The organism is Cupriavidus sp. HE11 (assembly GCF_056097175.1).
The window spans coordinates 1,040,760-1,066,950 of the sequence record NZ_CP184465.1 but is presented as its reverse complement, the minus strand read 5'-3'; the positions used below and the strand labels follow the sequence as shown (position 1 = coordinate 1,066,950).

21 protein-coding genes are annotated in these 26,191 nt (G+C 65.1%); 10 read left to right on the top strand and 11 right to left on the bottom strand.

Annotation, left to right across the window (positions count from 1 at the left end; genetic code table 11):
• The first annotated feature begins 79 nt into the window (after positions 1–79).
• Together ACOABP_RS22140 and ACOABP_RS22135 are read left to right on the top strand one after the other, a co-directional pair.
• Positions 80–829, top strand: a complete 750-nt coding sequence (locus ACOABP_RS22140; protein WP_066741257.1) for a GntR family transcriptional regulator — start codon at positions 80–82, stop codon at positions 827–829.
• Between the two features lie 45 nt (positions 830–874).
• Positions 875–2,416 carry an acetolactate synthase large subunit gene (locus tag ACOABP_RS22135; RefSeq protein ID WP_474230491.1) on the top strand — a complete coding sequence of 514 codons (1,542 nt, stop codon included), beginning with the start codon at positions 875–877 and terminating at the stop codon, positions 2,414–2,416.
• Positions 2,417–2,792: 376 nt separating this feature from the next.
• Here the strand turns inward: ACOABP_RS22135 and ACOABP_RS22130 are convergent, their stop codons facing one another.
• Genes ACOABP_RS22130 through ACOABP_RS22120 form a run of 3 tightly spaced genes read right to left on the bottom strand, consistent with a single transcriptional unit; the run spans position 2,793 to position 6,260 of the window.
• Positions 2,793–3,653, bottom strand: coding sequence for an HTD2 family dehydratase (locus ACOABP_RS22130; protein ID WP_474230307.1), 861 nt, complete (start codon positions 3,651–3,653; stop codon positions 2,793–2,795).
• 29 nt (positions 3,654–3,682) lie between these two features.
• Positions 3,683–5,068: an MmgE/PrpD family protein gene (locus ACOABP_RS22125; protein WP_474230306.1), complete on the bottom strand. Its 1,386-nt coding sequence runs from the start codon at positions 5,066–5,068 to the stop codon at positions 3,683–3,685.
• Between the two features lie 22 nt (positions 5,069–5,090).
• The gene (locus ACOABP_RS22120) at positions 5,091–6,260 is read right to left on the bottom strand and encodes an acyl-CoA dehydrogenase family protein (protein WP_066741158.1); all 1,170 of its coding nucleotides are present in this window, start codon (positions 6,258–6,260) and stop codon (positions 5,091–5,093) included.
• A gap of 260 nt (positions 6,261–6,520) precedes the next feature.
• Between ACOABP_RS22120 and ACOABP_RS22115 the strand changes: the two genes are divergently transcribed.
• On the top strand, positions 6,521–7,525 hold the full coding sequence (locus ACOABP_RS22115) for a tripartite tricarboxylate transporter substrate binding protein BugD (protein WP_474230304.1): 1,005 nt from the start codon (positions 6,521–6,523) through the stop codon (positions 7,523–7,525).
• A gap of 87 nt (positions 7,526–7,612) precedes the next feature.
• Here the strand turns inward: ACOABP_RS22115 and ACOABP_RS22110 are convergent, their stop codons facing one another.
• Complete coding sequence (locus ACOABP_RS22110; protein ID WP_066741263.1) at positions 7,613–8,515, bottom strand: LysR substrate-binding domain-containing protein; 903 nt, start codon at positions 8,513–8,515, stop codon at positions 7,613–7,615.
• 135 nt (positions 8,516–8,650) lie between these two features.
• On the opposite strand from ACOABP_RS22110, the gene ACOABP_RS22105 reads away from it, so the two are divergent.
• The 4 genes from ACOABP_RS22105 (at position 8,651) to ACOABP_RS22090 (ending at position 15,302) form a co-directional block, all read left to right on the top strand.
• Positions 8,651–9,565, top strand: a complete 915-nt coding sequence (locus ACOABP_RS22105; protein WP_474230303.1) for an SDR family NAD(P)-dependent oxidoreductase — start codon at positions 8,651–8,653, stop codon at positions 9,563–9,565.
• An 861-nt stretch (positions 9,566–10,426) separates the two neighbouring features.
• Complete coding sequence (locus ACOABP_RS22100; RefSeq protein WP_474230301.1) at positions 10,427–12,349, top strand: PrkA family serine protein kinase; 1,923 nt, start codon at positions 10,427–10,429, stop codon at positions 12,347–12,349.
• Positions 12,350–12,421: 72 nt separating this feature from the next.
• A complete protein-coding gene (locus ACOABP_RS22095) occupies positions 12,422–13,699 on the top strand; it encodes a YeaH/YhbH family protein (protein ID WP_474230299.1) in 1,278 nt (425 codons plus the stop codon).
• Between the two features lie 64 nt (positions 13,700–13,763).
• Positions 13,764–15,302, top strand: a complete 1,539-nt coding sequence (locus ACOABP_RS22090) for a SpoVR family protein (protein WP_474230298.1) — start codon at positions 13,764–13,766, stop codon at positions 15,300–15,302.
• 53 nt (positions 15,303–15,355) lie between these two features.
• On the opposite strand, the gene ACOABP_RS22085 is transcribed toward ACOABP_RS22090, so the two are convergent.
• Positions 15,356–16,507 (bottom strand): helix-turn-helix transcriptional regulator, encoded by a 1,152-nt coding sequence (locus ACOABP_RS22085; RefSeq protein ID WP_474230297.1) that lies wholly within the window; start codon positions 16,505–16,507, stop codon positions 15,356–15,358.
• Positions 16,508–16,891: 384 nt separating this feature from the next.
• On the bottom strand, positions 16,892–19,195 hold the full coding sequence (locus ACOABP_RS22080; RefSeq protein WP_474230295.1) for a mechanosensitive ion channel family protein: 2,304 nt from the start codon (positions 19,193–19,195) through the stop codon (positions 16,892–16,894).
• A gap of 315 nt (positions 19,196–19,510) precedes the next feature.
• On the opposite strand from ACOABP_RS22080, the gene ACOABP_RS22075 reads away from it, so the two are divergent.
• Both ACOABP_RS22075 and ACOABP_RS22070 read left to right on the top strand, forming a co-directional pair.
• Positions 19,511–19,921, top strand: coding sequence for a hypothetical protein (locus ACOABP_RS22075; RefSeq protein WP_474230294.1), 411 nt, complete (start codon positions 19,511–19,513; stop codon positions 19,919–19,921).
• A 277-nt stretch (positions 19,922–20,198) separates the two neighbouring features.
• Positions 20,199–20,492, top strand: coding sequence for a DUF7696 family protein (locus tag ACOABP_RS22070; protein ID WP_474230293.1), 294 nt, complete (start codon positions 20,199–20,201; stop codon positions 20,490–20,492).
• A 26-nt stretch (positions 20,493–20,518) separates the two neighbouring features.
• On the opposite strand, the gene ACOABP_RS22065 is transcribed toward ACOABP_RS22070, so the two are convergent.
• Complete coding sequence (locus ACOABP_RS22065) at positions 20,519–22,690, bottom strand: alpha/beta hydrolase domain-containing protein (protein WP_474230292.1); 2,172 nt, start codon at positions 22,688–22,690, stop codon at positions 20,519–20,521.
• Between the two features lie 190 nt (positions 22,691–22,880).
• On the opposite strand from ACOABP_RS22065, the gene ACOABP_RS22060 reads away from it, so the two are divergent.
• On the top strand, positions 22,881–23,507 hold the full coding sequence (locus tag ACOABP_RS22060) for a LysE family translocator (protein WP_474230291.1): 627 nt from the start codon (positions 22,881–22,883) through the stop codon (positions 23,505–23,507).
• 11 nt (positions 23,508–23,518) lie between these two features.
• Here ACOABP_RS22060 and ACOABP_RS22055 read toward each other — a convergent pair whose 3' ends face one another.
• The 4 genes from ACOABP_RS22055 to ACOABP_RS22040 form a co-directional block, all read right to left on the bottom strand.
• Entirely contained in the window at positions 23,519–24,193 is a 675-nt protein-coding gene (locus ACOABP_RS22055; protein WP_474230290.1) for a histidine phosphatase family protein, read from the bottom strand.
• Between the two features lie 145 nt (positions 24,194–24,338).
• On the bottom strand, positions 24,339–25,193 hold the full coding sequence (locus ACOABP_RS22050) for a Bug family tripartite tricarboxylate transporter substrate binding protein (RefSeq protein ID WP_474230289.1): 855 nt from the start codon (positions 25,191–25,193) through the stop codon (positions 24,339–24,341).
• A 20-nt stretch (positions 25,194–25,213) separates the two neighbouring features.
• Entirely contained in the window at positions 25,214–25,336 is a 123-nt protein-coding gene (locus tag ACOABP_RS22045) for a hypothetical protein (RefSeq protein ID WP_474230287.1), read from the bottom strand.
• 117 nt (positions 25,337–25,453) lie between these two features.
• On the bottom strand, positions 25,454–26,149 hold the full coding sequence (locus tag ACOABP_RS22040; RefSeq protein WP_474230286.1) for a TetR/AcrR family transcriptional regulator: 696 nt from the start codon (positions 26,147–26,149) through the stop codon (positions 25,454–25,456).
• Between the last annotated feature and the right edge of the window lie 42 nt (positions 26,150–26,191).

The window sequence follows — 26,191 nt, the reverse complement described above, 5'->3', positions numbered from 1 at the left end:
GACTTTTAATAGAGTCCGGTATCGGCCTGATGGGCCGGTGCAGTCACGCACCGGCATCGGCCGCGCCATGTCGCCCACGATGCCGGACGCCACCGACCTTCTTTCCCGCAGCCGCGAGCCGGTCTACCTGCAGCTCGCCACGATATTTCGCCGACAGATCGAAAGCGGTGCGTGGCGGCAGGGCGAGCAGCTGCCATCGCTCGATGCACTGTGCCGCCAGTACGGCGTGGCGCGCATGACGATGCATCACGCCATTTCCCAGCTCGACGCCGAAGGACTCGTGGCCCGCTCGCGCGGCCGCGGCACCTTCGTCAAGGCCGCCGGGCGTGCGCGCCGGCCGCTGGCGTTGCCCATCAGCTGGGACCAGGCCGTGGCCGTGGGCGACCAGCTATCCACCGAAGCCATGGTCGAATCCACCGCCGACGTCGCCCTGCCCGACGATCTGGGCATGCCTTGCGACGGCCGGCGGGCCGACGCCTACCATTTCCTGCGCCGCGCGCACCGGCTCGAAGGCCGGCCCTTTGCCGTGGGCGAGGTCTATATCGCCGCCGATGTGTTTGCGCGCGAGCCCGAGGCGTTCCGCCAGGGCGCCTCGGTCCCGGTGCTCGACCGTTTTCCCGAACTCAAGGTCAATGCCGCCCGGCAGCGCCTGTCCATCGTGCCGGCCGGTGCCGAGTGCGCCGGTGCGCTGGAACTGGCCGTGGGCGCGCCCGTGGCTGAGCTGCGCCGCTTTGCCTGCGTGGACGATGTGATCGTCTATTACGCCCGTATCGAATTTCCCACCGAGTACGTCTGCCTGGATTTCGACCTGCTCGCCAATCGTTGCTGATAACCGCCAACCCGCACGGAACCCAAGATGGAGACACAAGACAAGATGAACGGCGCAGAAAGCCTGGTGAAGACGCTGCTGGCCTGTGGCGTGGACACATGCTTTGCCAATCCCGGCACGAGCGAGATGCACTTCGTGGCCGCCCTCGACCGCATTCCCGGCATGCGCTGCGTGCTGGGCCTGTTCGAAGGCGTGGTGACGGGCGCCGCCGATGGCTATGCGCGGATGGCCGACAAGCCCGCCGCCACGCTGCTGCATTGCGGGCCCGGCCTGGCCAACGGCCTGGCGAACCTGCATAACGCTCGCCGCGCGCAGACGCCGATCGTCAACATCATTGGCGACCAGGCTACGTACCATCGCCCGCTCGACGCGCCGCTGACGGCCGATACCGAAGGCTGGGCGCGGCCCGTTTCGGTGTGGACGCGCACCGCCACGCATGCCGCATCGGTAGGTGCCGACGCAGCGGTGGCCGTGCAGGCGGCGCGCAGCGCGCCAGGTGGCGTGGCCAGCCTGATCCTGCCGTCCGACGTGTGCTGGGATGACGGCGGCCAGGTGGCGGCGCCGCTGCCGCCGCTGGCCGTGCCGAAGGTGTCGCCGGACGCCGTGCAGAACGCCGCGCGCATCCTGCGCAGCGGCCAGCCCACGCTGATCGTGCTGGCCGGCAGTGCGCTGCGCGAAGGCGCGCTGTCCGATGCCCATCGCATCGCGGCAGCTACCGATGCCCGCCTGATCACGCCGATGTCGAACTCGCGTGTGACACGCGGCCGCGGCCGGCTGGCAATCGACCGGATTCCATACTCGGGCGACGCTGCACGCCAGAAGCTTGCCGGCATCCGCAATGTGATCCTGGTGGGCGCGCCGACCCCAGTCACGTTCTTCGCCTATCCCGGCAAGTCGCCGCGGCCGTATCCGGAAGATGCGGCGATCCATGTGCTGGCCCGCGCCGAGGAAGACCTGGGCGAAGCGCTGGCGCGCCTGGCCGATGAACTTGGCGCCCGCAATGCGCAGCTGCCTGCCGCTGCCACCATGCCGGTGGAAGCGGCAAAGGGTGCCATCACCTCCGAAGCCGTGGCCCAGTCGCTGACCGCGCTGCTGCCCGAGCATGCCGTGGTGGTGGAGGAAAGCGTGAGCTTTGGCCGCGCGTTCTATCCGGGCACTGTCCACGCCGCGCCGCACGACTGGCTGCAGCTGACCGGCGGGGCGATCGGTGCCGGGCTGCCGCTGGCAACCGGTGCCGCCATTGCCGCGCCGGATCGCCGCGTGGTGGCGCTGCAGGCCGACGGATCGGGCATGTACACGCTGCAATCGCTCTGGACCATGGCGCGCGAGAAGCTCGACGTGACCGTCGTGCTGCTTGCCAACCGCAAGTACGCCATCCTGCTGGGCGAACTGGCTGGCGTGGGTGCCAACCCGGGCAAGACCGCCATGGACATGCTGGACATCGGCAATCCGGACCTCGACTGGGTCAAGATGGCTAACGGCATGGGCGTCGAAGCCGCGCGCGCCGACAATATGGACGCGTTCAATGACCTGTTCCAGTCGGCCAACCAGCGCAAGGGACCGTTCCTGATCGAACTGGTGATCTGAGTCTCGGGCCTGTCGTCGGGCCACCCGCCCCGGCATGGACCGGGGCGGATCCATGATGCAATACCACTAGGCTGCAGCCGTCATCCACCTGTACCGCGTGTCGACGGCCTGGGCCGAGGACACCGTCGCGGCGCAGCAACGCGCCGCCCTGCGAGGGCGCCTTGGCGGACATGGACCTGGACATGGACCTGGACGTCATCCAGTACCGCACGTTCAAGGTAGGCAACGCCATCGACGAAGCCATCCCGGAAGGCAAGGACACCATCGCATCCTGCCTGCGCACCAGCGGCGACCGCTTCTACATGTTCGGCGGCCGCGACACCGGCAACCTGCCGCTTCAGGTGATGATGACCCTGAACCCGCTCGGCTACCAGGCTCAGCCTTCGGTCTCGGCCCAGCCGGACATGGCCTGGCCGCCGGCGTTGTCGCCGGTCCACAGCAGCACCCGGCCCGGCGTGCCGGCATCGTCGGCGCCACCCACGGCCACGGTGTCCTGGTGGAACAACGGCGCCAGCCCGCGAAAGCCGAAGCGCTTCACGCGGGCGCCGGGCCGCTCGTGGCGCAGCAGTTCCAGCATCAGCATGGCCTGCAGCGGGCCATGCACGATCAGGCCGGGATAGCCCTCCACGTCGCGCACGTAGTCCAGGTCATAGTGGATGCGGTGGGCGTTGAACGTCAGCGCAGAGAAGCGGAACAGCAGCGCGGGGTCGGCCTGCAGCGTGCGGCCGAACTGCGCGGCCTGCTCAAGTGCCGGGCGCGGCGGCTGGGCCTGCCCCTTCGGCGGCATGGCGCGGTAGACGATGTCGTGACGTTCGGTCAGCGCCGTTTCGCCGCCGACCGTGAACACGTGATCGACGGACACGAAATACAACTCGCCGGAGCGGCCGGCCTTGTGCTGGACGTCGGTGATGGTCGATGTCCGCGTGACCGTTTCACCGACGCGCAGGCCCCGGTGGAAAGACAGCTCGCTGCCCGCCCACATGCGGCGCGGTAACGGCACGGGCGGCAGGAATCCGCCCAGCGTGGGGTGGCCGTCCTGTCCCAGCGTGCGCTGCGGGGCGCGCGGCAGGAAGTACAGCCAGTGCCACAGCGGCGGAAGCGGCTGGCTGGCGATGGCCGCACCATCGAGATCGAAGGTGGCCGCGAGCGCCTGGACCGGCTCGGTGGCGAGCGTTTCGGTGCGCGATTCCGAACGGCCGATCCATTCGCGCAGTTGTTCTAGCGTAGGGGTGGTCATGGCGATGGGGGTCGGTTACCAGTTGGCGGTTAGCGGGTAGTCTGGCGCGGTGCGGGCAGCCAGTCGTTGACGTTGGCCTGCTGGTCCAGGCGCCAGACGCGGTCGATGATCGTGCGCATCTCGGCCTCGGAGGCGCCATGGCGGAACGCGCCCAGCTGGATCGCCTTGGCTTCGAGTTCCGGCCGCGACAGCGTGTTGTCGGGATCGCCCTTGGGCACGTCGACGCGCGCTTCCAGCGAGCGGCCATCGGTGGTGCGTACCGTCACGCGGCCGATCCACTGGCGCGGATAGGCGGCGTTGATCTCGTCGTCCAGCGCCATCGTCACCTTGTTGCAGAACGCCGCGATGCGCGGGTCCTGCAGCGCATGCTGCTCGAACTCGCCCAGGCCGGCATGCGTATGCACGGCCACCAGACCCAGCACGGTGCCCATCGAGAACTTGGCCTGATGGATCGTGACCGGGTTCACCACCGGACCCAGCACGTCGATGGCGCCCTGGTGCACGTGTGCGGTCACGGCGTCGACTTGTTCGGCCTGCAGGCCTTCGCGTTGCATCAGCGCCTTCAGCGCATCGGCCGCAGGGTGCGTGTGGCGGCACGACGCAAAGAACTTGAACGACGTTTCCGCGGTGGCCCAGCGTGTGCCGAGCCCGTCGGTCAGGGCGGCGGGGTTGGCGTCGCTGGACATGCCGGCCGCCATGCCTTGCGCGCCTTCCAGGATCTGCTTCGCGCCGGTGAAGCCCGCGCGGGCCAGCCAGGCCGACTGCAGGCCATCGGCGGCCGCCTTGGCAGTATGCAGCTGCTTGGAGTCCGCCGCATCGCGCAGGAATTCCCACAGGCCGGCTGCCTGCGTGCCGGCGGAGCCCAGCGCCTGGTTGATGCCTTCGGCATCCAGCCCGTACAGCTTGGCAACAGCGGCGGCTGCGGCCAGCGTGCCGACCGTGCCGGTGGTATGGAACACGCGGTAGTGCGAGCGGCCCATGAATTCGCCGATGCGGATGCCGGCCTCGTAGCCGGCGATGGAGGCCAGCAGCACTTCGGCGCCGGTCTTGCCCTCGGCCTGAGCGGCGGCCACCACGGCCGGGAACACCACGGCAGCAGGGTGCAGCACCGATCCGTTGTGGACGTCGTCCTGCTCCACCACGTGCGACGACGCGCCGTTGATCAGCGCGGCAAAGTAGGGCGACGTGCGGCGGCGGTCGACGAAGACCTCGGCATCGCCGGACTGCGGCCCCATGGCGGCAGCGAATTCCTGGATGCGGCGGATTGCCGGCGCGTCCTTGCCGGCGATGGCCGAGGCGATCCAGTCGAGGAACAGGTCCTTGGTGCGCTCGACCACGGGCGCGGGGACGTCGGAGAGCTTCAGTTGCGCCAGGAACTCGCAGAGCTGGCGCGTCGGGTAGGTTTCGTTGGGCATGTTCGGCGTTGGCGTCGGGCGGTCAGAACGAACGCGGCAGTTCGAGCACGTGCTCGGCCACGTATGACAGGATCAGGTTCGTGGAAATCGGCGCCACCTGGTACAGGCGCGTCTCGCGGAACTTGCGCTCGATGTCGTATTCGGCGGCGAAGCCGAAGCCCCCGTGCGTCTGCAGGCATACGTTGGCGGCTTCCCACGAGGCATCGGCCGCCAGGAGCTTGGCCATGTTGGCTTCCTTGCCGCACGGCTTGCCGGCGTCGAACAGTTGCGCGGCCTTGTAGCGCATCAGGCTGGCCGCTTCCACGTTGACGTAGGAGCGCGCGATCGGGAACTGCACGCCCTGGTTCTGGCCGATGGGGCGGTCGAACACGATGCGTTCGCGGGCATACCCGCTGGCGCGCTCCACAAACCAGTAGCCGTCGCCGATGCATTCGGCGGCAATCAGGATGCGTTCGGCGTTCAGTCCGTCGAGGATGTACTTGAGGCCGCGCCCTTCCTCGCCGATCAGGTTCTCGGCCGGGATTTCCAGGTTGTCGAAGAACAGTTCGTTGGTCTCGTGGTTGACCATGTTGCGAATCGGCTGGACCGTCAGGCCGTTGCCGATGGCTTCGCGCAGGTCCACCACGAACACGGACAGGCCTTCCGACTTCTTCTTTACCTGGTCCAGCGGCGTGGTGCGCGCCAGCAGCAGCATCAGGTCGGAGTGCTGCACGCGCGAGATCCACACTTTCTGGCCGTTGATCACGTACTTGTCGCCCTTGCGTACGGCCGTGGTCTTGAGCTTGGTGGTGTCCGTGCCGGTGGTGGGCTCGGTCACGGCCATCGACTGCATGCGCAGTTCGCCCGAGGCGATGCCGGGCAGCCAGCGTTGCTTCTGCGCGTCGGAGCCGTGGCGCAGCAGGCAGCCCATCACATACATCTGGCCGTGGCAGGCGCCGGAATTGCCACCGTTGCGGTTGATCTCTTCCATGATGACCGACGCGGCGGTCAGCGGCAGGCCCGAGCCCCCGTAGGCCTCGGGAATCAGCGCCGACAGCCAGCCGGCCTGGGTCAGCGCCTGGACGAATTCTTCAGGAAAACCGTTGTGTTCCTCGATGCGCTGCCAGTACGCGGAGTCGAACTGCAGGCAGAGGTCGCGTACGGCCTCGCGGATTTCGGGGTAAATCTGGTCTTGGTCCTGTGCAGCATGCATGGCAATGTCCGTCTATGTCGGGGGTGAGGCCATTATTCCCGAGCCGCCGCGGCAGCAACATTCGCATTTGCTGAAGCGCGGCTTCTGTCCGGCTTAGGGATGGGCCCGGGGATCGGCTCAGGGTATTCCCGTGGCTTTTCCCGGGCCGTCTCCTCCCTTCGGCAAATCGGAATTGTGTGCAGCGTCCAATGCTTGCACGCTGCGGGTCACGATTCCAGGACAACCAGACGCGTGCCATACGCGCAGACAGGAGACAGTCAATGATGTTCTACCGGCAACTTTCAGCAACCGTGACTTGGGCCGCACTGGCGGCGGCCGCTGTGGTGGTTGTGGCGCCTGGCGTCGCGCGGGCGGCCGACGCCTATCCCTCGCGGCCCATCACCATGGTCGTGCCGTTTGCCGCTGGCGGGCCTACCGACGTGGTGGCGCGCTCGGTGGCGGCGGCCATGTCGAAATCGCTGGGCCAGAGCGTGGTGGTGGAAAACCGGCTCGGCGCCGGCGGCACCGTATCGGCCGCCTACGTGGCGAAGTCCGCGCCCGACGGCTACACGATCCTGATCCACCATAACGGCATGGCCACGGCCCCGGCGCTGTATTCGAAGCTGCCGTACAAGCCGCTGACCGACTTCTCGTTCGTGGGGCAGGTGGCCGACGTGCCGATGACGCTGCTGGGCCGCCATGACCTGCCGGCCAACACGCTGCCTGAACTGGTCAGCTATATCAAGCAGAACCAGAGCAAGGTGAACCTGGCAAACGCTGGCCTGGGCGCCGTGTCGCAGCTGTGCGGCATGCTGTTCCAGAAGGCGATCGGCGTGGACCTGCAGACGATTCCCTACCAGGGCACGGCACCGGCGCTGACCGCACTGCTGGGCGGCCAGGTGGATGTCCTCTGCGACCAGACCACGCAGACGCTGCCCCATATCAAGTCTGGCAAGGTCAAGCTGTACGGCGTGACCACGGCCGAACGCATCCCGGCGCTGCCGGACGCGCCCACCCTGCGCGAGGGCGGTCTGAAGGGCTTCGAGGTCAAGGTATGGCACGGCATCTATGCGCCGAAGAACACGCCGCCGGCCGTGATCGACAAGCTCAATGGCGCGCTGCGCACGGCGCTGAAGGACCCGGCCGTGGTGGCGCGGATGAAGGATCTGGGCGCGGTGATCGTGCCGGCGGACAAGCAGACGCCGGAAGCCCTGCACAGCTGGCTGGCATCGGAGATCGACAAATGGTCGCCGATCATCAAGGCCGCCGGGGTGAGTGCGGACTGAGTGCGGACTGAGATTGAACGCCGATCCAGCGTCTGACGCCGGACTGGCAAGGGGAGGGGGCCGCCGGGCCCCCTTTTCCTTTCGCGTTCAGACCGGCTCTCTCGCCGCGTCGGCCAGGTAGCGGATCAGGGTTTCCGCGAACTGCGGCAGTTCGCGGCCGGGCCGGCGCACCAGGCGCAGTTCGCGCCGCGCCCAGTCGTCTTCGAGCCGGATGAAGCGCAGCACCTTGCGGCTGGCGTAGCGCCGCGCGCAGCTGTTGGGCACGATGGCGATGCCCGCGCCGGCCTCGACCATGCGGCACACGGCGTCGAAGCTGCCTACCTGGATGCGCAGGCTGATGCGCTTGCCCATGCCGCTGGCAATGCGGTCCAGGAACGACTGGATAGCCGATGACTGGTTCAGGCCCACGAAGCGGCAGGTATCGAGCAGGTCGGCAAAATGCAGCGCCTTGAAGGCCGGCAGCGGATGGTTGACCGGCGCAATCACGATCAGTTCGTCGCTGCAGAGCTGCATGGTGTCCAGGTCGGCCGTGGCGACTTCCCCCGCCACGATGCCCAGGTCGGCGGCACCGGTGCCGACCGCCGAAACGATATCGGCGGACAGATGTTCTTCCAGTTCCACGTCGACATCGGGGTTTTCAGACAGGAAGCGCGACAGGCCATTTGCCAGGAACGAGTTGGTGGCCGTGGTGTTGGCCAGCAGCCGTACGCGGCCCTTGACGCCCTTGGCATAGGGGCGCAGGTCCGCATGCAGGCATTCCAGCTGGCGGAACACCTCGCGGGCATGGCGCAGCAATTCGTCGCCGGCGGGCGTCAGCCGCACGCCCTTGACCTGGCGGATCAGCAACTGGGTCTGGAAGGACTCTTCCAGCTGCTTGATGCGCGAACTGGCGGCGGGCAGCGACAGGAAGCTGCGTTCTGCAGCGCGGGTCAGGTTTTCGGTCTCGCCCACGTTAAGGAAGAGGCGCAGGTCGGTCAGGTCGTAGTGCATGGGTTCAGCGAGCGTGAAGCCCACTTTTGTCATTCGTGAATTCCAGAAACTCCGCCGACAATTTATCGTATCCGCCTTGGCAATAGAACGGGTGACGTTCCGGAACCCGGCAATCTCGCACCCAAGGAGGCGAAGATGAGTGGAATGATGGCAGGCAAGGTCGTGGTGGTAACGGGCGCGGGCGGTGGCATTGGCCGCGGGATCGCGCTGGGCATGGCTGCGGCCGGTGCGCGCGTGGTGGCGAACGACCTGGGCGTATCGATGAGCGGGGAAGGCGGCGACGCCGGCCCGGCGCAACGCGTGGTGGAGGAAATCCGCGCGGCTGGCGGCGAGGCGGTGGCCAATACCGACAGCGTGTCCACCTGGGCGGGTGCCAACGCCATCGTCCAGTGCGCGCTCGACAATTTCGGACGCATCGACGCCGTGGTCAACAACGCCGGCAACCTGCGCGACCGCATGTTCTTCAAGATGAACGAGGAAGAATGGCGGTCGGTGATCGACGTGCACCTGCATGGCACGTTCTTCGTCAGCCGCGCGGCCGCCAACTATTTCAAGGACCAGGAAAGCGGCGCCTTCGTCCACATGACGTCGACGTCGGGGCTGATCGGCAACCTGGGCCAGGCCAATTACTCGGCCGCCAAGCTGGGCATCGCCGCGCTGTCCAAATCCATTGCGCTGGACATGGCGCGCTTCAACGTGCGGTCGAACTGCATCGCCCCCTTCGCGTGGAGCCGCATGACCAGCTCGATCCCGGCCGAGACGCCCGAGGAGAAGGCCCGCGTGCAGCGCCTGCAGAAGATGGAGGTCGGCAAGATCGCGCCGGTGGCGGTGTTCCTGGCAAGCGCTGCGGCCAGCGAGGTGAACGGCCAGATCTTTGCCGTGCGCGCCAATGAAATCATGCTGATGAGCCAGCCGCGTCCGGTGCGCTCGGTGCATACCAGCGAGGGCTGGACGCCAGAGACGGTGGCCGAGATCGCCATGCCGGCCATGCGTTCGAGCTTCTTCAAGCTGGATCGCTCGCCCGACGTCATCAACTGGGATCCGATCTGACAGAGGCAAGGGGCGCTCGCCCCTCCTGTCTTTTCCGCGCTTCTCTCTACGCTTCGCCCCTGGCCTCTTCCTGTGCCACGTGTGTCACGCGCTGCACTGCAGCAATTCATGCGCGCGTGGCACGCATTCTGCTCATCTCCCGTTCATGGCGGCTTCACGCACTCGGACTGTGCGATGCGGGCTGGTTCCAACGCTAAAGCGGTGCACGCACGCGGCGGAGGCGGTCTTCCATCCAGGGGCTGGCACTCTCGGCCTGACAGTGCTGACGCGTGGCAACCGCGGCAAGTGGTCGCAGCGATGTTGTCGCCATGACTGGCGCAGAGGCATCGCGTGGTGTCTGTGCGGAACAGTCGGAAGCGATGCGTGGGGCAACGCACGGCACCGGCAATTGGGAATTGCGCAGGTCGATATGCGAAAAGCGGTGCAAATCATGCATTTGCACGATGTCGGTCGCAACGTTGTCCATTCACAGTGGAAACGTGGGTGTAGGACCATGGCTGACAGTGCGTGTCAGATGTGTCTGGATTTGATCGGTCGTTACACAACACGCTGTGCAGGACGCACGTGAAAGGTGTAATGTGTGTCACAAGCATGGTCGATGGCCCGTCGCAGCGGGGTGATGAAACGAGTGTCCGGTCGCATGTCGTGCATGTCATGAGCGTGCATTGCAGCGACTGAACTGACAGCAACACACGGTCAACTCCGGATTCACGTTCGCCGTTATTTGACTATGATGAAGTAAAGACTTCGCAACTTGGCAACTCCACCAAGCCGGGGTGGCGGAACAGCAAAGTTGCCGCGAAGTCTTAGGGGAGTAGAACTACCTTCGCCTCGGACGTGGGACTCTGACGGGAGTGAGGTATGGACATTTTTGGCCACTACGCCACGCGCTTCGAAGCTCGCAAGGAAGAGGAATACAGCATCCAGGAATATCTGGAGATCTGCAAGAAGGATCCTGCTGCCTACGCGACCGCCGCCGAACGCATGCTCGCCGCTATCGGACAGCCTGAACTGGTGGATACCCACCACGATCCGCGCCTGTCCCGACTGTTCTTCAACAAGGTTATCCGGGTCTACCCGGCGTTCCGCGACTTCTACGGGATGGAAGACACGATCGAGCAGATCGTCTCCTTCTTCAAGCACGCGGCGCAGGGCCTGGAAGAACGCAAACAGATCCTGTACCTGCTTGGGCCCCCCGGTGGCGGCAAGTCGTCGCTGGCCGAGAAGCTCAAGGCGCTGATGGAAGAGATTCCAATCTATGCGCTCAAGGGTTCGCCCATCCATGAATCGCCGCTGGGCCTCTTCTCTCCCGAAGAGGACGGCAAGATCATGGAGGAGGACTACGGCATTCCGGTGCGCTACCTGAATACCATTCCGTCGCCCTGGGCCGTCAAGAGGCTGCACGAATTCAACGGAGACATCACGAAGTTCCGCGTGGTGAAGCTGCGCCCGTCGGTGCTGGCGCAGATCGCCATCTCCAAGACCGAGCCGGGCGACGAGAACAACCAGGACATTTCGTCGTTGGTCGGCAAGGTCGACATCCGCAAGCTGGAAGATTTCCCGCAGGACGATCCGGATGCCTACTCCTATTCCGGCGGCCTCTGCCTGGCCAACCGCGGCCTGCTCGAATTCGTGGAAATGTTCAAGGCGCCGATCAAGGTGCTGCACCCGCTGCTGACTGCCACGCAGGAAGGCAACTACAAGGGCACGGAGGGCTTTGGCGCGATTCCTTTCGATGGTGTCATCCTGGCGCACTCGAACGAGGCCGAGTGGCAGACGTTCAAGGCCGACAAGAACAACGAGGCCTTCCTTGACCGGATCTATATCGTCAAGGTGCCTTACTGCCTGCGCGTGTCCGACGAGGTGAAGATCTACGACAAGCTGTTGCGCAGCAGTTCGCTGTCGGCGGCGCCCAACGCACCGAACACGCTGAAGATGATGGCGCAGTTCGCCGTGCTCACGCGGATCAAGGAGCCGGAGAATTCGAACATCTTCTCGAAGATGCGCGTCTATGACGGCGAAAGCCTCAAGGACGTGGACCCGAAGGCGAAGTCGTACCAGGAGTACCGCGACTACGCCGGCATCGACGAAGGCATGAACGGCCTGTCCACGCGTTTCGCGTTCAAGGTGCTGTCGAAGGTATTCAATTTCGACAATACCGAGGTGGCGGCCAATCCGGTGCACCTGCTCTACGTGCTCGAACAGCAGATCGAGCGCGAGCAGTTCCCGCCGGAGCAGGAAGCCAAGTTGATGTCGTACATCAAGGAGTACCTGACCACACCGTATGTGGAGTTCATCGGCAAGGAGATTCAGACCGCGTACCTGGAGTCGTATTCCGAATATGGCCAGAACATCTTCGACCGCTACGTCGTGTTTGCCGACCTGTGGATCCAGGATCAGGAATATCGCGATCCGAATACCGGCGAGATCCTGGACCGCAACGCGCTGAACGACGAACTGGAGAAGGTGGAAAAGCCGGCCGGTATCTCGAACCCGAAGGATTTCCGCAACGAGATCGTCAACTTCGTGCTGCGGGCCCGTGCCAACAACGGGGGCAAGAATCCGGTCTGGACCAGCTACGAGAAGCTGCGGATGGTGATCGAAAAGCGCATGTTCTCCACCACGGAAGACCTGCTGCCGGTGATCTCGTTCAACGCCAAGTCGTCGCGCGAGGATCAGGAAAAGCACGAGAACTTCATCAACCGGATGGTTGAGAAAGGCTATACCCCCAAGCAGGTTCGACTTTTGGTGGAGTGGTATCTGCGCGTCAGAAAATCATCGTAACCGGTTCCGGACGCGGTCTTTTTCCACGGCGCGCTTTTCTTGGCGTCTCTTACCAGGGCGGACGGACGGCATATGGGCACGGTCATCGATCGGCGCGAGAACGGCGGCAACAAGAGCGCCGTCAACAAGCAACGCTTCATCAAGCGCTACCGCGAGCAGATCCGTCAGGCGGTGGCGAAGGCGGTGTCCGGCCGGAAGATCATGGACATCGAGCAGAGCGGGCAGGTGTCCATACCGGTCAAGGACATCTCCGAGCCGATCTTCCATCACGGCCAGGGCGGCAAGCGGGAGTGGATTCACCCGGGCAACAAGAAGTTCGTCAGGGGTGACAGCTTCGACCGCCAGCAGCAGGGCAGTGGTGGCACCGGGTCTCGTGCCAGCGACAGCGGCGAAGGCGAGGACGATTTCGTCTTCACGCTGTCGCGCGAGGACTTTCTCAATTTCTTCTTCGAGGACATGGCGCTGCCGGACCTGGCGAAGCGCCACCTTGCCAAGATTGCCGAGGTGCGCAAGGTGCGCGCCGGCTTCTCGATCGACGGCACGCCATCGAACCTGTCGATCCTGCGCACCATGCGCAGTTCGCTCGGGCGGCGCATTGCGCTGTCCAGCCCCTACATGAAGCGGTTGCACGAACTGGAGATCGAGTACAACGAGGTGCTCGAGAAGGAGGGGCCGTACTCCGAACAGGCCGAGGCGCTGATGGAAAAGATGCGCCATCTGCGTGCCCAGGTTGACCGCGTGCCGTTTATCGAGAAACTGGACCTGCGCTACAACAACCGCGTGCTGAAGAAGCGGCCGCAGGCGCAGGCGGTGATGTTCTGCCTGATGGACGTATCGGGATCGATGGACGAAAGCCGCAAGGATCTGGCAAAGCGCTTCTTCATGCTGCTGTACCTGTTCCTGAAGCGGAACTACGAGCGCATCGACGTGGTATTCATCCGGCATCACACGGTTGCCAAGGAGGTGGAAGAGGAGGATTTCTTCCATTCCCGGGAATCCGGTGGTACCGTGGTTTCAAGCGCGCTGAAGCTGATGGTGGAAGTGATTCATGACCGCTACCCGCCCAGCCAGTGGAACATCTATTGCGCCCAGGCGTCGGACGGCGATAACTGGGCCGGTGATTCCGAGCTGTGCGGCCGGCTGCTGCGCGAGTCGATCCTGCCGCTGGTGCAGTACTACGCGTATGTGGAGGTGGCCTCGGAAGAGCCGCAGAATCTCTGGGAAGAGTACCTCACGGTAAAGAACCAGTTCGAGCACTTTGCGATGCAGCGTATCATTGGTGCGGACGAGATCTATCCCGTGTTGCACGACCTGTTCCAGAAACGTGCGGCGTGGCCGGCCCACAGGTAGCAAGGCATTCGGCAGCAAACCGGCGCTGCGCGTGGCGCGGGCCGGCATGTCACTGGGGAAGTCTATGGCCTATCTTTCGACGGGCTCGGAGTGGACCTTCGAGCTGATCCAGCGCTATGACCGCGAAATCGCCCGCATCGCCGGCGATTTCGGGCTGGACACCTATCCGAACCAGATCGAGATCATCACGGCCGAGCAGATGCTCGACGCCTATGCGTCGGCGGGCCTGCCGGTCGGCTACAGCCACTGGTCGTACGGCAAGCACTTCCTGGCGTCGGAACGTGGCTACCAGCGCGGCTACATGGGGCTGGCCTACGAGATCGTGATCAACTCCAATCCCTGCATCGCATATCTGATGGAGGAGAACACGATGCCGATGCAGGCGCTGACCATCGCGCATGCCTGCTACGGCCATAACTCGTTCTTCAAGGGCAACTACCTGTTCCGCACCTGGACCAACGCTGACGCGATCATCGATTACCTGCTGTTCGCCAAGAACTACGTGGCCGAGTGCGAGCAGCGCTATGGCGAGCAGGAGGTGGAACTGCTGCTGGATTCGTGCCACGCGCTGCAGAACTACGGGGTGGACCGCTACAAGCGGCCCAAGAAGCTGTCGATCACCGAGGAGCAGGCGCGCCAGGCAGAGCGCGAGAACTACCTGCAGATGCAGGTCAACGACCTGTGGCGCACGCTGCCGAAGCATCGCCCCCATGCCCTGCGCGAGGAAGAGGAAGCCGCCGAGTTCGAGGTGACCTTTCCGCCCGAGCCACAGGAGAACCTGCTGTACTTCATCGAGAAGAACGCGCCGAAGCTGCAGCCGTGGCAGCGCGAGATCGTGCGTATCGTGCGCAAGATCGCCCAGTACTTCTATCCTCAGCGGCAAACCAAGGTCATGAATGAGGGCTGGGCCACGTTCTGGCACTACACCATCATCAACCAGCTGTACGAGGAAAAGCTGGTCAATGACGCGTTCATGCTGGAACTGCTGCAGGCGCATACCAACGTCATCTACCAGCCGCCGTACCACAGCCCGTACTACAGCGGCCTGAATCCGTACACGGTGGGGTTCCTGATGTTCCAGGACCTGCGCCGCATGTGCGAGAACCCGACCGAGGAAGACAGGCGCTGGGCGCCCGAGATTGCCGGCAGCGACTGGCGTCAGACGCTAGACTTTGCGATGCGCAACTTCAAGGACGAGAGCTTCCTGCTGCAGTTCCTGTCGCCGCGCGTGATTCGTGAGCTGAAGCTGTTCTCGGTGCTGGACGACGACCGCGAGGGCAAGCTGCGGGTCACCGCCATCCACGACGACGAAGGCTATCGCGAGATCCGCCGCCTGCTGGCTACCCAGTACGACCTGTCGAACATGGAGCCCAATATCCAGGTAACCAATGTCGATATCGGCGGCGACCGCTCCCTGACTTTGCGACATCTACAGCAGGATCGCCGTCCGCTGGCGCAGAATTTCGACGAGGTGATTCGCCACGTCACGCGGTTGTGGGGCTTTACGGTGCGCCTGGAAGTGGTCTACGAGGATGGCCGGCGCGAACTCAAGTACGAGTGCAAGCCGGAGCGCCGCCACAATCTGCATCGCAAGGCAGCCTAGCGCTTCATTGACACCCCCCGCCGCCTGGTGGGGGGGATATTCGCAAGGTGATGTTACCGGGGGCGCCCCTGGCCGCGCGGCCGTGCCGTCGAGCATGCGCCCACGCGCTCCAGGTCCACGCCAGGCAGCAGGTGCAGCAAGCGCACCAGTTCCGACTGGCGGTGCGTGCCGGTCTTGCGCAGCGTATCGCGGATATGCACGCGCACCGTGTGCGGCGACAGGAATTCGCGCTCGGCGATCTCGTTGAGCGTCTCGCCGGCCGCCAGGCGGATGGCGATGATGCTCTCCTTGCGCGACAGCCCGAACAGCGACGTCAGTACGGCGGCGTCAAGCACCGAACGGGATTCTGAATTGCCCAGCAGCATCATGGCCATCGGCAACTGCCACGGCCCTTCCACCGGCTGGCGCGATACCAGCGGCATGACGATGATCGGCACGGGCTGGCCGCCCGAGGTGATGTGCATCCACGAGCCCGCCGCGGCGCCGCCATGGCGGCCGCCGTGTACGGCACTGTCCAGCAGCCTGGCCAGTACCGATTGCAGTGATTCGGGATGCGCGCACAGCACGCCGTTGTCGAGCGCCAGGTTGGAGTCGGCCTGCACCAGTGCTTCGGCCCAACTGTTGGCGTAGCGCACGCGCATGTCGGCTTGCAGCACCATCACGCCGAAATCGAGTGTGTCGAGTCCGGCCAGCCCCATCGAAGCCAGGCCGCTCAGCTCGAAATTGCGATGCTGCATGCGCGCGGCACGTGCCCAGTGCGGCATCACCTGTGCCACGCGCTGGTTGCAATCGAATGGCCGGCAGGCATCGCAACCCGGCGTCGCACTCATCCAGACGCAGACATCGTGCGTATCGAATAGGCGGATGCCATTGGCCAGGCCGTTGCAGTCGAAGGGCGTGGGGCCGTCCGGGTCGGGCCCGGGCAGCATGCCGGCATCGGCGGTGGCCGCCACGGCCGCGTGCGTCGGCAGCGCCCGCATGCTTTCGGGCATGGTGCTGACGCTGGTAAAGCAACCGTGTGGCGTGACACCCAGGCGAGTCTGGCCCGCGAGCTTGTCCCAGATCAGGTAGCTCGGGCTGGCAGAGCAGGTGTAGCGGGAAAACAGGTCGAGGGCCGCCGGCATGGCCGCCACGTCCATGGCGGATTCATAGATGCTATCGACCAGACGATAGAAGACGTCGTCGGCAGACAAGTGTTCGCCCATTTCTTTTTTCCCCGGTGGCAAACGCCTTTTTCCTCAAGACCGCTGCGTCGAGGCGCGGTCATTCTTTGTATGGTCACAATGTCGGGCCCGGTGTTACTGGGAGCGCGTGGCCTCGAAAATGTGTACAGCGATGATCCTGCAAAAGCAGGGTACGGGAATATCCCGCAAAGGGAGGGGGATACGCCGCTTTTCGGCACCGCGCCTGCCTTTCCGCCAACCGGCGCAGGCGGCTGGTGGCCCCCGCGGATTGTCTGAGTTCGCGAGATAGTAATGCGGTGACCCCTGTATTTCAAACGATTCGCGGCCAAGTTCGCTTGTCGCCATTGCGCAAATGCGACAACGCGCCGGCCGCGCGCCCGTATCTTCACATTCAGGTAGCGAATGTTAAGACTTGCCCTTTGTGGAGGTGACTAATTCGGCGCCCGCGCCGGCTGCGGCCGTCAAGGCGGCTTCGGCAGCGGCCCCGTTGTTGCCGCCGTCGACCTGCACGGTCACGTAAGGTGCCGCCATCCGGATGCCTTCGGCATCGAAGTTGCGCTTGAGCCGGACGTTGAAGGCACGCGAGATCTCGGCCTGGGTCAGTGGCCGTGTCTTGAACTGGGCAAGCACCACCTGGCCGTTCGGATCGAAGCGGTCCAGACCCAGGATGTCCAGTCCGGACATCAGGTTGCGGGCGTAGCGGTGGTCGCGGGCCACCTCGGCCCCGGTCTCGCGGATGATTTCAAGCGCGCGGTCGAAGTCGCTCTGGTAGGCAATCGAAACGCTGAACACCGCAAAGGCGTAGTCGCGCGACAGGTTCTTGACCGCCTTGATCTGGCTGTAGGGCAGCGTATGCAGCGCGCCCTTGCCATCGCGCAACCGCAACGTGCGGATCGTCATGCCTTCGACCACGCCGGCGTGGTCGGGCAGTTCGATGGAATCGCCAATCGCGATGGAATCCTCGATCACGATGAACAGCCCCGTGATCAGATCCTGCACCAGGCTCTGCGCGCCAAAGCCGATGGCCAGGCCCACCACGCCGGCACCGGCCAGCAGCGGCGTGACATTGACGCCCAGGTTGGCCAGCACGGCGATCATCGCCACCACCAGCAGTGCCACGAACGAGGCGTTGCGCACAAGCGGCAGGATGGTCTTGGCGCGCAGGCTCGGTTGTGCCGCACGATTGTTGGTGGGTGACAGCGATTGCGTGATCGCCGTGTCGATCAGCAGCCATACCAGCCAGGCCAGCAGCACCACGCCGATCACGCTGAGCACGGATCGAGTGATATGCCGCCCCAGCACGGTCGAGTCGGCCAGCATCATGAGCGACGTGCCCCAGATGCGCGCGTTCAGTTCCAGGAATGCCAGCCAGATGATCACGCGCATCAGCGCCACGCCGAAACGGCCAAAGCGCCGCATGTAGGCCGAGCGCCGGCGGTCGCGCAGCCGGGGTGCCCGGACTGCGGCCTTGGGCGAGCGGCCCGCCACCAGCGTGAGCAGCATGGCGCCCACGAACAACGCCACGGTGATCACGGCCCGGCGCAGGAATTCGTCGGCGCGCCCGGTCGCCATGATCGTGCCGACAACCGACGCCGCCACCACCGCCAGCATGGGCAGGTACCAGGCCTGGCCGGCCATCCTCAGCAGTTCCATCAGCGCCGGATGCTCCTGCCGGAACGCAAATGGGCGGAAGGCGATCAGCTGCCCGACGGCCCGGCGGAACCGCAACGTGAAGACACCAATCAGTACGGCGGCCAGGATATTGGCGAAGGTGCTCACCAGCGCAGACAGGTTTACGCCCAGCGCGGCGATCACGCGGGCATCGGTATTGGCTTCGCCCAGCGCGGCCAGGGCGCCCGTGACGAACAGCAGGATCGGCGAATGCCTGAGCAGGTCGCGCACCGCATGGGCGCGGTGGCCGGACTGGAACAGCGCAAAGATGACCTGGCAGACCGCTGACATCAGCGCGCCGGCCACGATGGCGTAGGCCACCAGCACCGCCCCCATGCTGGCCGGCGTCCGGCCGAAGACCTTGTAGGCCAGCAGCACCGTGAGCGCGAAGGCGACGATCCACGGCCCGATCCGGCGCAGGAAATAGATGCCGACATCGACCCACGACGGCACCAGCGGCAATTCGGTGGAGCGCGCCGGACGCAGCCGGTTGCGGTGCAGCCGGCGCGACAGCTCGAACAGCAGCCACCCGGTGAGCGCCCAGCCAGCCAGCACGATGCCGAACTCGCGCCACGATTCCAGCGCCGCGCGCGTGTCGCCAATCGTGATCGCCTCGCGCAGTTCCTCGCCGGCAAAGCGGATGCGCCAGCGCCAGTACTGCCACGGGCCGCGGTTGTTTTGCGGGGTGTTGTCGATTTCCTGTAGCGCCTGGGTCACCGCGCCGATCAGCCCCGGCGCCGGTGTGCTGGCGGCTGCGGCCGGGGCGGGGGCGTCCAGCCCCCGGCGCAAGGTCTGCAGTTGGGTGAGCAGAGCCTGCCGTTCGGTGTCGCTCTGCAGCGTGCCGATGACATGGTCCAGCGATTTGGCCAGCGCGTCGCTGGCCGCGGGTGCCGACGCGGATTTGTCGGCAGCAGGAGCCTTGATGGCATTCAGCAACGGCGAACCGGCGCCGAAGGCGTGGCCGCTCAGGAGCATCAGCAGCAGGATGGCCTGGAGCCAGGCCAGGGCCGGAAGAAGACGGGGGCGCGAGCTGTGCATGTCAGTCAGAAATGCGGACGGAGTTGGTCGCCATCAGGTGCCATCAGGTAGCCAGCATGCGCGTCACTGTAGCGCATTGCAGCAGGCTGCCGGCAACACGTGGGCTTGCCGGCGCTTTGCGGGAAGTTTCTTAAATTCAAAAAAATTGAATAACTTGTCCGCGAATGGATCACTTTCGCCTCGGGCGGCAGGCCTATAGTTCTGTTCATGGACGGCGCGCAACACAGCGCAAACAAGAAAGCAGCAGCAACGAAGCGCACCGGGACCATTCATACAAACTGAATAAATCTGCAAAATCTTTTACGGAGAGAAATCATGACCAAGACCACCGCCCTCAAGATCGCTTCGACTCTGGTTCTGTCGCTGGCCGCCCTCGGTGCCGCCCAGGCTGAAACGGTATCGGCAGACAAGTATGGCTACACGTTCCGCAGCACGGTTGCCGCTGACAAGTACGGCTATGAATTCCGCACGCACGACGCCTTCACCGACGGCGCCCGCGTCGGCAAGCCCGATACCTTCACGGACGGTGCCCGCACGGTAGCCGGCCTCGACAAGGTGGGTGTCTCGGCAGCCCCCGGACGCACCGCCGACCCGTATCTGGACGGCGCCCGCAATGCCGACCCGTACACGGACGGCGCGCGCTTCGTCGCCGGTCTCGATAACGTGGGTGTCTCCGCTACGCCGGCCCGCACCTTCGACCCGTACCTGGACGGCGCGCGTGCATGATGACTGTTACCCGAAACGAGCAAGGCGTTACGTAACCCGTAACGCCTTTTTTGTTTGTGGAACGTCGGCCGGCGGCCGATTCGGGGGAGCGCAGGCGCCCGTCTGAAGTGGGGTAACGGTTCCCGGAAGGTCCGCGCGGCGCGCCCTGGCGGGCTGTTGATTGAAACGCGGGTATGGAGACGGCACCGGCCTGCCGATATTGGCATGTCGTTTGCAGAACCTGATCGGAGAACACGATTTGAAACGCAGCGCCAGACTAGCCGACCAGGAGACCATCATGTTCCAGACCCTTGCCGCCCACCCCAACGCCGTGATCGTGCGCGATGCCGCGATCGATGCAGCCATCGTCGCTGCCATCGACGCCGCGATGCTGTGCCGTCGCGACGAATACAGCGGTCAGCCGATGGCATGGAAGATGTTCTGCGAAGCCTCGCACGTTGCCACGCTGAACGACGTGGTCCGTTCCGCCTTTATCGAGCGCGTCGCAAACGAACGTGGCGCCGACGTCGCGCTGCGCCTGAAGGCCAAGGCCGAGTCGATCCGGGCGGAGGCCATCGCGCGCCTGATGTAGACGCCCGATCCCCCGCCCGCGCCGCGTCAGGGCAGTACCGGGTTTGCCACCGCGCGGGCGATGATCGCATCGGCATCGCGTTGCAGCAGGAACCGCTGTGTCACGAGATCGTTGGCCGCCACGGTCACCGCCGTCACATAGCCGACCTGGTCGATATAGAGCGATTCCAGCGACGGGCGTCCATCGCCCGCAGCCACCCGCGCGGCCTCGGTCTTGTGGAACGGAATGAACGATCCGGTCAGGTTGGACAGGTCGACAATGCCCGCCGTGGCCACGTAGTTGAACTCCAGACTGGTGCCGATCGGCGCCCGTGCTTCCACGCTATGGATCCCCGCGCGCGGGATGCCGGTCGATGAGTCGGTCTGCGGCACCAGGATCGCGTAGTCGCGGTTCAGATAGGCGGGGGGCAGGATCGTGGCGATGCCGGACTCATCCTCGCGCCGGTACTGCGGGCCGAAGTCGAGCAGCGGATAGCCGTTGTAGCGCGCCAGGTACTGGAAGTCGGGAATCGGCGTCGACGCGCCAGACACGGGCCAACTCACGCCTTTCATCGCGGGCAGCGTCAGGCTGGCAGGCCGTACCAGCGTGCCGTCGGCCAGCGTCGGTACCTGGCTTGCCGGCGGCGTCGTGCCCTTCACCACCCAGTCCTCCAGGTCGATGAACAACGCGCGGAAGGTGTCGTTGTGGTGGATCACCGTGCCGGCCGGATAGACATTGCGCGTGGGGGCGAACGCGATGCTGCTGGCGCCGCCTGCGCCGCCGTGCTGCGTACCCGCGTAGTAGTAGATGCGCACGTTGTCGGGCTGCTTCAGGTCGCGGAAGCCGTTCGCGTCGGTCAGCACCGGCGAGCCCTGCAGCTGCCAGAATTCGGTGCCCGACAATCCGAGGAAGAACTTCGGGCAGGTGCTGCTGGCCGAGCAGCGCGCCATCACGCCGCCGGTCTTGCCGGAGATATCGTCCACATAGTACGTATCGAGCCCGCGCGGCGCAGTCTGGCCGAAGGCCGTGTGGTCGGTGCGCAGGCCGCCGCCGCCGCCGGGCACGGCAAAGCGCGTGTTGATATTGGTCTGCCGCGCGGCCACGTGGGCGTAGATGCCATCGAATACCTTCGAGCCGTCCAGCGCCTGGTTGAAGCCCAGGTGCAGGAACGTCTTCATGGCATTGCCTGACTGCGACGTGCCCTGACCAATCGCGTACCGGATGCGGCCCGCCAGCGGATTCGGCGTGCCGGCGCTATCCGCGGCCTTGTTGCGGAAGAAGCTGACCGTGTCGCGCAAGGCGGCCAGCCCCACGCCCATGACCTTGGGGTCCTTTGCCACGTAGACCAGCTCGTACAGGTACTGCGGATCGAAGCCGCCGCGCAGGCAGACGTTGGCGGGGTCGGCGGTGCCCGGGAAGGGGCTGCCGGCATCGCATTTTGCGAATTTCCAGTCGCTGGCCGGGATGGCCACGCGCGGATCGGTTTCGTTGACGCGCCGGGTCAGCGAATAGCCGGGTTGCGTGTTGTCGAGGCTGGCGGGCGCGTAGGGCAGCATCGTGCCGTTGAACACGCCGCCGGGCAGCGACATCATCGGGGTGGCGGCGGTGGGAACCAGTTCCGAGCGGTAGGTGCCGGTGATCGACGTGCCGTCGGCATTCTTTGCCACGGGTACTGTCACGGTCAGGCGCGCGGCGGTGGACTTGGGTACGTCGCCCTGCCAGGCCGAATACAGCAGCACGTAGCCGCGTTCCAGGTACACCGCATCGCTGGGCGTGGCGGACGGATTTGGCATCGTCAGGATGTTGCCGCGATTGGGCGCGTCGTAGCGCAGCACACCGCTGGCCTTGCTCATGTCCTTCGGCTTGAGCATGACGAAGTCAGCCGAGTATTCGACCATGCCGTTGGCGTTGACCGGTGCCAGCGACAGGTCCTGGATGATGGCGTTTTTGGGGTCCTTCGGATCGACTTCGCCGCTGACGGTGCCGGTCACCTGCTCGTACTGGCCGACGCTGCCATAGGTGCCCGCGAAATCCTGTGTGCCTGTGATTTTCAGGGTCACGGCCGGCGTGCGGGTCGAGCCATTGCCACTGTTGCCGCCGGTGCCGGCACTGCCTGCATTGCTGCCGTTGTCGTCACTGCCGCCGCAGGCCGCGAGCAGTGTGACCGTTGCCGCAAGGGCGAGCGCCGCCGCGTGCCGCCCATGTGCACGTGCTTCCATCGATGTCTCCTCGTCTTTGTTTTCGAATGGCCGTCCCGTCATGCGCGGGAGGCGACTCGAATATAGGCCGCCGCGATTGTGCTGATAAATTGATTGTTTGAATGGATTAATCGATCCTGCAGAAAAGCGCCGGCACGCGGGTGGCGCAGCCATCGGCTACCATGGCGTCTCACTTTCCTGGAGCGCCCACATGCCGCCGCTTGAAACACTGCTGCCTTTCCTGGGGATTGCCGTCCTGCTGAGCCTTGCGCCGGGGCCCGACAACATCTTCGTGCTGCTGCAGTCGGCGATGCACGGCACGCGCGCGGGGCTGACCGTGGTGCTGGGTCTGTGTACGGGCCTGCTGGTCCATACGGCCGTGGTGGCCGTAGGCCTGGCCGCACTGCTGGCGGCATCGGTGGTGGCGTTCACCGTGCTGAAGATCGTCGGCGCGCTATACCTGGTCTATCTAGCGTGGCAGGCGTTTCGTGCGCCGGTGGGGGACATCGGCAAGGATGCAGCCGCCGCGCGCCCCGTCAAGAACATGTACTTGCGCGGCGTGGTCATGAACCTGACCAATCCCAAGGTGGTGATCTTCTTCCTGGCGTTCCTGCCGCAGTTCGTGAATGCGAAGCAGGGTCACGTGGCGCTGCAGATCATGGTGCTGGGCTTTGCCTTTATCGTGGCCACGCTGCTGGTGTTCGGCTCCATCGCGTGGTTCTCGGGCCTGTTCGGCCGCGTGCTGATGCGCTCGGCGCGCGTGCAGCGCGCCGTGAACTGGTTTGCGGGAACGGTCTTCCTGGCGCTGGCCGGCAAGCTGGCGCTGTCGCAGCGCTAGCGCGGTACCGGTCAGGCGAACGTGATCGCGCGGCGCCGGTCGGGGTGTTCCAGGTGCGGCACGTTGTTGAAGCTCAGCAGGCGCTGCGTGCCGCGGCCGACGATCAGTTCGCAAAAGCCGGTGTTGCGGAACTGCAGGTTCAGTTCGATGGCGGTCTGCGTGGGCGCGCCAAGCAGATCGGCGATGGCCCGGCCAATGGCGCCACCGGAGCTGACCACCAGTAGTGCGTCCTCGCGTGCGGCGCCCTCCGTGGCCGTCGATAACGCGGCCTGCATGCGCGTGCCGAATTCGCCCCAGCTTTCGGGCATGCCGGTGAGCTGGTCCTGCGTCCACGCCGCGAATGCCGCGCGGAACGTGCGCCAGTAATCCTGGTAGTCGCCGTTCTGGTGCGCGCGATGATCGGCGCCATTGGTGAAGCTGCGGTAAAGCGTTTCGCCGTCGTATTCGTTCAGGCCCTTGTGCGTGTCCACCGCAATGTCCGTGGCGCCCATGCCGCTCAGGATTTCGGTGGCGGTGTCCTGCTGGCGCACCAGCGAACCGGCCATCACACGCTTGAACTCGACGCCCCGGTCCTTGAAATACTCGCCAAGCCAGCGGGCCTGCTGGCGGCCGACATCCGACAGGCAATCGTAGTTGGCGGCGCCAAACGAGGCTTGGCCGTGACGTACCAGGAAGAGCGTGGCCATGATGTGGAAATCTGCAGAAGAGGATATGGCGCGATTCTAGTCGGGCGATGCCTGCGGGCCCAGCAAGACCCGCAGGAATTCATGACGGCCATGGTTTCGCTGCATGCCGTGCAGCGGGCGGCACGCCGCTGGCGAAGGACCGAAGTCAGTCGAGCGTCACGCCGGTGTCGGCCGTCAGCTTCAGCACCACCGGAAGGTATGCCTTGTACGCACGTTCGGCCTCGGGCGGGGTGTTGCCGATCGGCTCGGCGCCCATTTCGTCGATCTTTGCCTGCAGTTCGGGCGTCCTGACCAGCGACGCCACTTCATGGCCCAGCCGCTCGACGATGGCATCGGGCGTCTTCGCCGGCGCCAGCAGCGTGGTCGGCCCCACGATCTTGTAGGCGGCATCGCCGTAGCCGGCCTCGGCGAACGTCGGCACGTCGGGCAGGGCCCTGGCGCGTGTGGTGCCGGCCACGGCCAGCGGGCGCAGCTTGCCGGCGGCGATGTGCTGGCGCAGCGTGGTGACCGATCCGATCGTCACGTTGACCTGCCCGGCCAGCAGATCGGTGACCATGGGCCCTTCACCGCGATACGGCACATGCAGGATGTCCACGCCATAGGTCTTGTCCATGTAGGCCTGGATGGTGTGCGGCTGCGTACCCGGCCCCCAGGATCCCATGCGGAGCTTGCCCGGTTCCTTCTTGGCATAGGTGATCAGTTCGTTGACGGTCTTGACCGGCACGCCGCTGTTGACGGCCAGCACCGTGCGGGCCATGGCCACGTCCGAGACCGGACGCAGGTCGGTGCGCGGATCGTAGGGCAGCTTCTTGTACAGCGCGAGGTTGGCCGTGATCGGACCCGGGATCGTCATCAACAGCGTGTAGCCGTCAGGTGCCGACTTGGCAACGAAATCGGTGCCGATGATGCCGCCCGCGCCGCTCTTGTTTTCCACTACCACCGGCTGGCCCAGCCGTTTGGACAGCCCGTCGGCCACCTGGCGTGCCAGCGTGTCGGTCAAGCCACCGGCCGGATAGGGCACTACCAGGCGGATAGGCTTGGTCGGATAGTCGCCCTGGCCAGCGCGGCCAGCGGCAGCAGCGACAGCGCCGCGCAGGCAACGCGTGCCGCCCACCGCCGGCGCGGCAACGTGGATTGCTTCATGGTGTGTCTCCTCTTTTTGTGCCCGGTCTGCATGCCAGACATGCCGCTATGGCTGCGGCTGATGCGGGCGGTTGGACAAATGAAGCGAGGGAATGCGGTTGGGGCGGCTTGGCGTAATCAGGCGTCGGTGCCCACGTCAATGCCCAGATAACGGCCGACCATGCGTGCCATTTCGTGGGGCAGGCGCTCGTCGTCCAGATGCAGCGGCCCCGGATTGTTCAACACGGCGTTGACCAGCATCCCGAACACCATCTGCATCGCAAATCGCACGCGCAGTTCGGCTTCCGCGGCCGGGCCGGACAGGCGCGGCACCAGCAGGATCACGAGCCGGTCGATCAGCTCCTGTCCGTTCTTCTGGTGCGGCAGCCACTGCTCGGGATGAGTGGTGGCGTGTTTGAGTGAAGCGCGAATCACGCCGCGATTGGTGCGGCAGCCATTGACCATGAAGCGCATGGTCTTGTCGATGATCTGGGCCGCCGGGGCTTCCTGCCAGCGATGCTCGGCCATGTAGCGCGCCACCGACGCATCGGACTCCTCCATCACCGATGCACGCAGCGCATCGAAGAACGCCATCTTGTCGCGAAACCGGCCATAGAACGCACCCACGGACACCTGGCATGCAGCGGCAATCTGCGCGACCGACACGGCCGCGAAGTCGCGTTCGGCCAGCAACTGGCGCCCGGCCGTCAGCAGGGCCTGCTCGGTCTCCCGGGCCCGACGCTGGCGCGGTGGCTGCAGGATCGACGACGTGTCCACGCGGGGAAAAGCCGTGGTGGGAGTGGCGGTTTCGGTACGTGTGGCAGGGGCTTGCATGGGGCTTTTCCGTATGCGAATTCGGATTCGGTTTTGCACCTT

Coding starts and splice junctions, on each gene's coding strand:
- ACOABP_RS22140 (WP_066741257.1), top strand. CDS start 80: ATGCCGGACGCCACCGACCTTCTTTCCCGCAGCCGCGAGCCGGTCTAC.
- ACOABP_RS22135 (WP_474230491.1), top strand. CDS start 875: ATGAACGGCGCAGAAAGCCTGGTGAAGACGCTGCTGGCCTGTGGCGTG.
- ACOABP_RS22130 (WP_474230307.1), bottom strand. CDS start 3,653: ATGACCACCCCTACGCTAGAACAACTGCGCGAATGGATCGGCCGTTCG.
- ACOABP_RS22125 (WP_474230306.1), bottom strand. CDS start 5,068: ATGCCCAACGAAACCTACCCGACGCGCCAGCTCTGCGAGTTCCTGGCG.
- ACOABP_RS22120 (WP_066741158.1), bottom strand. CDS start 6,260: ATGCATGCTGCACAGGACCAAGACCAGATTTACCCCGAAATCCGCGAG.
- ACOABP_RS22115 (WP_474230304.1), top strand. CDS start 6,521: ATGATGTTCTACCGGCAACTTTCAGCAACCGTGACTTGGGCCGCACTG.
- ACOABP_RS22110 (WP_066741263.1), bottom strand. CDS start 8,515: ATGCACTACGACCTGACCGACCTGCGCCTCTTCCTTAACGTGGGCGAG.
- ACOABP_RS22105 (WP_474230303.1), top strand. CDS start 8,651: ATGAGTGGAATGATGGCAGGCAAGGTCGTGGTGGTAACGGGCGCGGGC.
- ACOABP_RS22100 (WP_474230301.1), top strand. CDS start 10,427: ATGGACATTTTTGGCCACTACGCCACGCGCTTCGAAGCTCGCAAGGAA.
- ACOABP_RS22095 (WP_474230299.1), top strand. CDS start 12,422: ATGGGCACGGTCATCGATCGGCGCGAGAACGGCGGCAACAAGAGCGCC.
- ACOABP_RS22090 (WP_474230298.1), top strand. CDS start 13,764: ATGGCCTATCTTTCGACGGGCTCGGAGTGGACCTTCGAGCTGATCCAG.
- ACOABP_RS22085 (WP_474230297.1), bottom strand. CDS start 16,507: ATGGGCGAACACTTGTCTGCCGACGACGTCTTCTATCGTCTGGTCGAT.
- ACOABP_RS22080 (WP_474230295.1), bottom strand. CDS start 19,195: ATGCACAGCTCGCGCCCCCGTCTTCTTCCGGCCCTGGCCTGGCTCCAG.
- ACOABP_RS22075 (WP_474230294.1), top strand. CDS start 19,511: ATGACCAAGACCACCGCCCTCAAGATCGCTTCGACTCTGGTTCTGTCG.
- ACOABP_RS22070 (WP_474230293.1), top strand. CDS start 20,199: ATGTTCCAGACCCTTGCCGCCCACCCCAACGCCGTGATCGTGCGCGAT.
- ACOABP_RS22065 (WP_474230292.1), bottom strand. CDS start 22,690: ATGGAAGCACGTGCACATGGGCGGCACGCGGCGGCGCTCGCCCTTGCG.
- ACOABP_RS22060 (WP_474230291.1), top strand. CDS start 22,881: ATGCCGCCGCTTGAAACACTGCTGCCTTTCCTGGGGATTGCCGTCCTG.
- ACOABP_RS22055 (WP_474230290.1), bottom strand. CDS start 24,193: ATGGCCACGCTCTTCCTGGTACGTCACGGCCAAGCCTCGTTTGGCGCC.
- ACOABP_RS22045 (WP_474230287.1), bottom strand. CDS start 25,336: ATGAAGCAATCCACGTTGCCGCGCCGGCGGTGGGCGGCACGCGTTGCC.
- ACOABP_RS22040 (WP_474230286.1), bottom strand. CDS start 26,149: ATGCAAGCCCCTGCCACACGTACCGAAACCGCCACTCCCACCACGGCT.